The sequence below is a fragment of the Actinosynnema sp. NPDC037264 genome, from assembly GCF_055603705.1.
Map to the genome: position 1 here is coordinate 175,284 of NZ_JBVJVK010000014.1, position 7,722 is coordinate 183,005.

At 71.5% G+C, this 7,722-nt stretch carries 6 protein-coding genes; 4 read left to right on the top strand and 2 right to left on the bottom strand.

The features are described from left to right. Nucleotides 1–121 precede the first annotated feature (121 nt). A complete protein-coding gene (locus tag ACZ7GX_RS18450) occupies nt 122–478 on the bottom strand; it encodes a hypothetical protein (RefSeq protein ID WP_498778169.1) in 357 nt (118 codons plus the stop codon). Nucleotides 479–715: 237 nt separating this feature from the next. Here ACZ7GX_RS18450 and ACZ7GX_RS18455 point away from each other — a divergent pair, with 237 nt between their 5' ends. Then, the gene (locus tag ACZ7GX_RS18455) at nt 716–2,158 is read left to right on the top strand and encodes a protein kinase domain-containing protein (protein WP_498778172.1); all 1,443 of its coding nucleotides are present in this window, start codon (nt 716–718) and stop codon (nt 2,156–2,158) included. A gap of 199 nt (nt 2,159–2,357) precedes the next feature. Beyond that, the gene (locus ACZ7GX_RS18460; RefSeq protein ID WP_498778174.1) at nt 2,358–3,251 is read left to right on the top strand and encodes a Vgb family protein; all 894 of its coding nucleotides are present in this window, start codon (nt 2,358–2,360) and stop codon (nt 3,249–3,251) included. Here the strand turns inward: ACZ7GX_RS18460 and ACZ7GX_RS18465 are convergent, their stop codons facing one another. After that, complete coding sequence (locus ACZ7GX_RS18465; RefSeq protein ID WP_498778179.1) at nt 3,252–3,854, bottom strand: TetR/AcrR family transcriptional regulator; 603 nt, start codon at nt 3,852–3,854, stop codon at nt 3,252–3,254. Between the two features lie 195 nt (nt 3,855–4,049). On the opposite strand from ACZ7GX_RS18465, the gene ACZ7GX_RS18470 reads away from it, so the two are divergent. Together ACZ7GX_RS18470 and ACZ7GX_RS18475 are read left to right on the top strand one after the other, a co-directional pair. Further along, nucleotides 4,050–5,783, top strand: a complete 1,734-nt coding sequence (locus ACZ7GX_RS18470) for an ABC transporter ATP-binding protein (RefSeq protein ID WP_498778183.1) — start codon at nt 4,050–4,052, stop codon at nt 5,781–5,783. Beyond that, a complete protein-coding gene (locus ACZ7GX_RS18475) occupies nt 5,780–7,642 on the top strand; it encodes an ABC transporter ATP-binding protein (RefSeq protein ID WP_498778187.1) in 1,863 nt (620 codons plus the stop codon). Before ACZ7GX_RS18470 ends, ACZ7GX_RS18475 begins: the two co-directional genes overlap by 4 nt. Nucleotides 7,643–7,722: the final 80 nt, after the last annotated feature.

A 7,722-nucleotide genomic window follows, 5' to 3' on the forward strand; every position in this document is an offset into this window, starting at 1 on the left:
CCCTGGGTCGTGGAGAAGGGTTGTTTCTCCCCCTTGGTTTTTTTGTGTTGGGGGGATGGTTTTGGTGGGGAGACGGAACCGGGGGGTGGGCGGCCCCCCCCCCCCCCCCCCCCGTTCCCGGTCAGCCGGGGTTGCCGGTGACGACGTCGCCGGTCTTGGTGATGCGGTAGGCGGTCGTGGCGCCGCTCCAGAAGTGGAACGTGAGCGTGACCGGGCCGTCGTCCACCTCGGCGAAGAACTCCGGTTTCAGGATGATGCCGTCGGCGCCGTAGTCGGGTTGGAAATGCGCGGCCTGGATCGGTAGGTCGTGGCTGATGATGCCGATCGGCCACGGCACCCCGGCGGAGAACCTGGCTTCGATCGTCGCGTTCACGCCATGGGCCCGGTTGCCGGCGAGGCGGGCGCCACCGGCCGGTCCGGGGCGCCGGTGCGCGACGACCTCCGCGGCCCGCGCGTACCCCCCACCGTGGTAGTTCACTCGCTGTCACTCCCGGAGCTCCGCGCGATCCGACGCGCCCAGGCGGCGTGGTCGCCGGTGCCCGTTCGGCGACGTCGACGAAGCACCCGGCCTATCGCCCACCACGCCGGTGGCCGTCCCGGCGCAGGTCAGCGGGCTGCCGGCCGCGCCCGGCGGGTGCTCTCGACACGCCGTCGCCACCCCTGTCCCGATCACCGGAGCTGGCCGGGTGGTCGGCCGGGCAAGTAGCTTCTGGCTGTGTCGGAACGGGACGAGGTCATCGCCGGGCGGTATCGGCTGGTGGAGTTGGTCGGGCGCGGGGCGGCCGGGGTGGTCTGGCGGGCACGCGACGAGCGCCTGGGGCGGTCCGTCGCGGTCAAGCTCCTCAACGCGGCCGACTCCCCGAGCGCGGTCGAGCGGATCGTGCGGGAGGGTCGGGTCGCCGCACGACTGCGGCACCCGCACGCCGTCACCGTGCACGACGTCGTCGAGCACGGCGGCAAACCCTGCCTGGTGATGGAGTACCTGCCGTCCAAGACGCTGGCCGAGCTGGTCGACGAACGCGGCCCGCTGCCCGAGGAGCTGGTCGCCGGCGTCGGCTGGCAGGTCGCGTCCGCGCTGACCGCCGCCCACGCCGACGGCATCGTGCACCGGGACGTCACGACGTTCAACATCCTCCTGGCCGAGGACGGCACCGCGAAGATCGCCGACTTCGGCATCGCCCGGGCGATCGGCGAGCACACCGTGACCGACGCCCGGGTGGTCGTCGGCACGCCCGCGTTCCTCGCGCCGGAGGTGGCGGCCGGCCAGGAGGCCGTGTTCGCCTCCGACGTGTACGCCCTCGGCGCGACGCTCTACGCCGCGCTGGAGGGCCACCCGCCGTTCGGCACCACCGACAACCCGTACGCCCTGCTCCGCCGCATCGCGGACGGCGAGGTCGCGCCGATGCGCTTCCAGGGCAGGCTGGGCGACGTCCTGGAACGCGTGCTCCGCCGAGACCCGGCCGAACGGCCGACGATGGCCGAGCTGCACGGCCTCCTGGGCGCGGTGGTGGAAGGACGGCCGCTGCCGGGCGACCCCCAGCCCAGCGCCTCGCAGAACGGCGACACCCGCCCGCTGCCCGCCCAGCGCCGCGTGCCGTGGCGACGGTTCGCGCTCGTGGCCGGCGCCGTCGTGCTGGTCGCGACCGGCATCGTGATCGGCAACTCGCTGGCCCGCACGGACTCGACCGGCAACGCCCAACCGGCCGTGGACGACACCACCACGACCACCACCACGACGACAACGACGACGGCGAGCACCCCCGCCAGCACCCCCACCACCACTACCAGCGCGACCACCACCAGCGCGACCACCACGACCAACGCCGCCACCACCACCAGCGCAACGAGCACCGCCCCGCGCACCTGCACCGCCCGCTTCGAGATCACCAACTCCTGGCCCGGCGGCTACCAGGCCCACGTGACCGTGCGCAACGCCAGTGGCCGCGCCCTCACCGGGTGGACCGTGACCTGGCCCCGCCCGTCCGGCCACGCGATCAGCAACCTGTGGAACGGCACCCTCGACCTGGGCGAGAACTCGGTGACCGTCACCAACGCCGCCCACAACGGCAAGCTGCCCGCGGACGGCTCGACCACCTTCGGCTTCACCGCCAACGGCCCGTCCGTCCCGGACCCCGACCTGAACTGCACGTCCGGCTGAACGAGCGGCCTGAGGGACCGGAAATGGGTGGTCAGACCGGCGCGGAGGCTGGTTTGCTCAACCTTCCGCGCCAGTCTGACCCAGCCGGCCGAAGCCGACCTGCCGTGTAGACACGCGTGCACACGGCCCGCCCGGACTACCCCGACGGGACGCTGCGTACACGTGCGCACACCGACCTCGAAGGAAACGACTCCTCCCCATGCCACGCCACGCCGTCAGCATCGAGACCCACCTCGTCGCCGACCACGACAGCGGCCCCTACGCGATCACCACCGGCCCGGACGGCGCGCTGTGGTACACCCTGGTGCGGGGCAGCGGGATAGGACGACTGGCGCCCGGCGGAGCCCCGACCACCCACCACCTCGCCCCCGACAGCCGGCCGACCATCATCGTCACCGGTCCGGACGACGCGCTCTGGTTCACCGGGTACCAGAGCCACCGCATCGGCCGCATCACCACCGACGGCGAGATCACCGAGTTCACCCCACCCACCCCCGACTGCGGCCCGTACGGCATCGCCCCGGGCCCCGACGGCGCGCTGTGGTTCACCGAGATCAACGCCGACCGCATCGGCCGCGTCACCACCGACGGCGACATCACCGAGTTCCCGCTCCCGCTCACCGGAGCGTTCCCGTCGGCCATCACCGCGGGCCCCGACGGCGCGATGTGGTTCACGCTCAACCAGGCCAACGCCATCGGCCGGATCACCACCGACGGCGCCGTCACCGTCCACCCGCTCCCCGCGGACGCGGCCGGACCGGTCGGCCTCTGCGCCGGCCCGGACGACGCGCTGTGGTTCGTCGAGATCGCCGCCGGCCGGATCGGCCGGATCACCACCGACGGCGAGCTCACCGGGTTCCCGCTGCCCGACCGCGCCTCACGCCCGCACGCCATCGTCGCCGACGGCCACGGCGACCTCTGGTTCACCGAGTGGGGCGCCAACCGGGTCGGCGTGATCACCACCGACGGCGCCGTGGAGTCCCACGCGCTCCCCGCGCCCCACGCGGAACCGCACGGCATCACCCCGGGCCCCGACGGCGCCCTCTGGATCGCCCTCGAAACCGGCGCGCTGGCCCGCGTCACCCGGGCCTGATCACCCGTCCTCCTGGAGGGCCGCCAACCCGTGCAGCAACGGCACGTAGACGTCGTCCACCAACGACGCCACGGTCTCCTCGCTCACCGGGGCGCCGCAGGTCATCGACTCGTTGCGGATGAGGTCCAGCGGCAGCCGCCGCACCCGGTGCGGCAGCTCGACCGGCGGCAGCTCGGCCCGGCTCACGGCCTTGTCCACGATCGTCGACACGGCCTCGGTCAGCGGCGTCGGGTTGGTCAGGCGCTCACCCAGCAGGGCCGCCACCTCGGGGTGCCGGAACGCCTCACCCATCACGCCCGCCACCATCTCGTTCATCATCGAGTCGGCCCGGCGGGCGATGCGGCCGAACAGGGTGCGCAGGTCACCGCGCAACGTGCCGGTGTCGGGCGGCTCGGGTTCCGCGGGCAGGTTGCGGAACCACGCAGCCAGCACCAGCTCCGCCCGACCGCCCCACCGGCGGTAGATGACCGGCTTGCTCGTCCCGGCACGGGCGGCCACCGCCTCCATGGTGAGCCTCGCGTAGCCGACTTCGCGCAGCTCGTCCCACGCCGCGTCCAGGATGGCCCGCTCCAGCTCCGCCCCACGTCGACGCGACTTCGTCACCGTCACCCTGCCCTCTCACCGAACCTCGCCGGGCCCGCCACCGACGAGCCCCCTACCCACGAGCCCGTCACCATGAGTCCATGAACCCCGACCGGACGAAGCCTTTACCCAGCCTTTAGATACTTTGCGTTCCTTATCGCACGGGTCTACCTTTGCACATGTTAGACACGATCCGTTTCTTATGGGGGAACACCGTTGCTGAGCCGCTTGCTGCGTGCCCACCTGCGGCCGTACAGACGTGAACTGACGGTCGTGCTCGTGCTACAGCTGATCGGCACCGTCGCCTCGCTGTACCTGCCGAGCCTCAACGCCGACATCATCGACTTCGGCATCGCCGCCGGTGACACCGGCTACATCCTGTCCACCGGCGGCTGGATGGTCGGCGTGTCGATCATCCAGATCGTCTCCTCGATCGGCGCGGTCTACTACAGCGCCCGCGTGGCGATGAGCTTCGGCCGCGACGTCCGCGCGGCCGTCTTCCACCGCGTCGGCGAGTTCTCCGCGCGCGAGGTCGCCACGCTCGGCCCGTCGTCGCTGATCACCCGCACGACCAACGACGTGCAGCAGGTCCAGCTGCTCGTGGTGATGGGCTGCACGATGCTGGTCAACGCGCCGATCATGTGCGTGGCGGGCATCGTGATGGCGCTGCGCGAGGACGTCGGCCTGTCGTGGCTGCTCGTCGTCTGCGTGCCCGCGCTGGCGATCGCGGTCGGCCTGATCGTGATCCGCATGGTGCCGCAGTTCCGGCTGATGCAGGAGCGCATCGACGAGGTCAACCGGGTGCTGCGCGAGCAGCTGGCCGGCATCCGCGTGGTGCGGGCGTTCGTCCGGGAGCGCGCCGAGACCCGGCGCTTCGCCGACGTCAACGGCGCGCTCACCGACACCGCGCTGCGCGTCGGCCGGCTCCAGGCGTTGATCTTCCCGGTGGTGATGCTGCTGCTCAACGCCTCCAGCGTGGCCGTGCTGTGGTTCGGCGCGTTCCGCGTGGACACCGGCGAGATGCAGATCGGCGCGCTGACGGCGTTCCTGAGCTACCTGATGCAGATCCTCATGGCGGTGATGTTCGCGACCTTCATCTCGATGATGATCCCGCGTGCCGCCGTGAGCGCCGAGCGGATCAACGAGGTGCTGGAGACCGACTCGTCGGTCCGGCCGCCGACCTCGCCGCTGCTCGAGCTGCCGGGCAAGACCTCGGTGGAGTTCCGCGGCGCGGAGTTCCGCTACCCCGGCGCGGACGAGCCGGTGCTGCGCGACATCAGCTTCCGCGCCGAGGCCGGTCACCGCACCGCGATCATCGGCAGCACGGGCACCGGCAAGACGACGCTGCTCAACCTCGTGCCGAGGCTGATCGACGTGACCGGCGGCGGTGTGCTCGTCAACGGCGCGGACGTCCGCGAGATCGACACCGAGGCGCTGTGCGCGCGCATCGGGCTGGTGCCGCAGCGGCCGTACCTGTTCACCGGCACGGTCGCGTCCAACCTCCGCTACGGCAGGCCCGAGGCCACCGACGACGAGCTGTGGGAGGCGTTGGAGATCGCGCAGGCGCGCGACTTCGTGGAGGCCATGCCCGGCGGGCTCGACGCGGAGATCGCCCAGGGCGGCACGAACGTCTCCGGCGGCCAGCGGCAACGGCTCTCCATCGCCCGCGCGCTGGTGCGCCGACCGGACATCTACCTGTTCGACGACGCCTTCTCGGCGCTGGACCTGTCCACCGACGCACGGCTGCGCGCCGCGCTGCGACCGCACACGCGGCACGCCGTCGTGGTGGTCGTCGCCCAGCGCGTGTCCACGATCCTGGACGCCGACCGGATCGTGGTGCTGGACGCCGGCACCGTCGTCGGCATCGGCACCCACCACGAACTGCTGGACTCCTGCCCCACCTACGTGGAGATCGTCGAGTCGCAGCTGACCTCGGAGCAGGCCGCATGAGCACCACGACCACTCCCCGCCCCGCGACCCCGCCACCGCCGCGGATGGGCGGCGGCATGCCCGGCATGGGCATGCCGATGGGCAAGGCGGAGAACTTCGGCCCGTCGGCGCGCCGGCTCGTCCAGCGCATGCGGCGCGAGCGGATCGCGTTGCTGGCGGTCGTCACCCTCGGCGTCATCAGCGTGGCGTTCGCCGTGGCGGGGCCGAAGATCCTGGGCCACGCCACCGACATCATCTTCGAGGGCGTCCTCGGCCGGATGCGCGGCACGGACGCGGGCGTCGACTTCGCCGCCCTCGCCACGGTCCTGATGTGGGTGATGGGCCTCTACCTGATCTCGTCGGCGTTCGGCTGGTGGCAGGGCCGGGTGCTGAACAACGTGGTGCAGCGCTTCGTGTTCCGGCTGCGCTCCGACGTCGAGGACAAGATCCACCGGCTGCCGCTGCGCTACTTCGACGGCAAGCCCCGCGGCGAGCTGCTCTCCCGCGTCACCAACGACATCGACAACGTGTCGACGACGTTGCAGCAGACGCTGAGCCAGCTGCTGACGTCGTTGCTGACGGTCATCGGCGTGCTGGTGATGATGCTGACGATCTCGCCGCTGCTGACGCTGATCGCGTTGCTGCTGATCCCGATCTCCGTGGTGGCGACCGGGCGGATCCGCAAGCGGTCGCAGGCGTTGTTCGTGGCGCAGTGGAAGCACACCGGCGCGTTGAACGCGCACATCGAGGAGGCGTTCACCGGCCACCAGCTGGTGAAGGTCTTCGGCCGGCAGCGCGAATCGGAGGCGGAGTTCAAGCGCCGCAACGACGAGCTGCTCGGCTCGGCGATGGGCGCGCAGTTCGTGTCCGGCCTGATCATGCCGATGATGATGTTCCTGTCGAACGTCAGCTACGTGGCCGTGGCGGTGGTGGGCGGCCTGCGCATCACGTCCGGCGCGATGACGCTCGGCGAGGTGCAGGCGTTCATCCAGTACTCACGCCAGTTCACCCAGCCGCTGACCCAGGTGGCGTCGATGGCGAACCTGATGCAGTCCGGCGTCGCGTCGGCCGAGCGGGTGTTCGAGCTGCTCGACGCCGAGGAGCAGGAGCCGGACCCGGCGGAGGCGTCGTTGCCCGCCGAACGCCGCGGCCGGGTGGAGTTCGAGCACGTGAGCTTCTCCTACCGGCCCGAGCAGCCGCTGATCGAGGACCTGTCGCTGGTGGCCGAGCCGGGGCAGACGGTCGCGATCGTCGGCCCGACCGGCGCGGGCAAGACGACGCTGGTGAACCTGATCATGCGGTTCTACGAGCTGGACGCGGGCCGCATCACGCTGGACGGGGTGGACATCACCGCGTTGAAGCGGGAGGACCTGCGGGCGCAGACCGGCATGGTGCTGCAGGACACGTGGCTGTTCGGCGGCACGATCCGCGACAACATCGCCTACGGCAACTCCTCGGCCACCGAGGAGGAGATCATCGCCGCGGCCCGCGCCACCTACGTGGACCGGTTCGTGCGCACGTTGCCGGACGGGTACGACACCGTCATCGACGAGGAGGCGACGAACGTCAGCGCCGGTGAGAAGCAGCTGCTGACCATCGCGCGGGCATTCCTGGCCAACCCGTCGCTGCTCATCCTGGACGAGGCGACCAGTTCGGTGGACACCCGCACGGAGTCGTTGGTGCAGCACGCCATGGCGGCCCTGCGGTCGTCGCGGACGAGCTTCGTCATCGCCCACCGGCTGTCGACGATCCGGGACGCCGACGTGATCCTGGTGATGGAGTCCGGGCGGATCGTGGAGCAGGGCAGCCACGACGAGCTGATGGCCGCCGAGGGCGCGTACCACCGCCTGTACGCGGCCCAGTTCGCCGCGGCCGGGTGAGGCGGCGGGGGGGGGGGGGGGGGGGGGGGGGGGGGCCGGGGGAGGAAGGGGGGGGGGGGGGGGGGGGGGGAGGGGACGGG

Bases quoted from the DNA above. Each gene is read 5' to 3' on its own strand.
- ACZ7GX_RS18460 (WP_498778174.1), top strand. From the start codon at position 2,358: ATGCCACGCCACGCCGTCAGCATCGAGACCCACCTCGTCGCCGACCAC.
- ACZ7GX_RS18475 (WP_498778187.1), top strand. From the start codon at position 5,780: ATGAGCACCACGACCACTCCCCGCCCCGCGACCCCGCCACCGCCGCGG.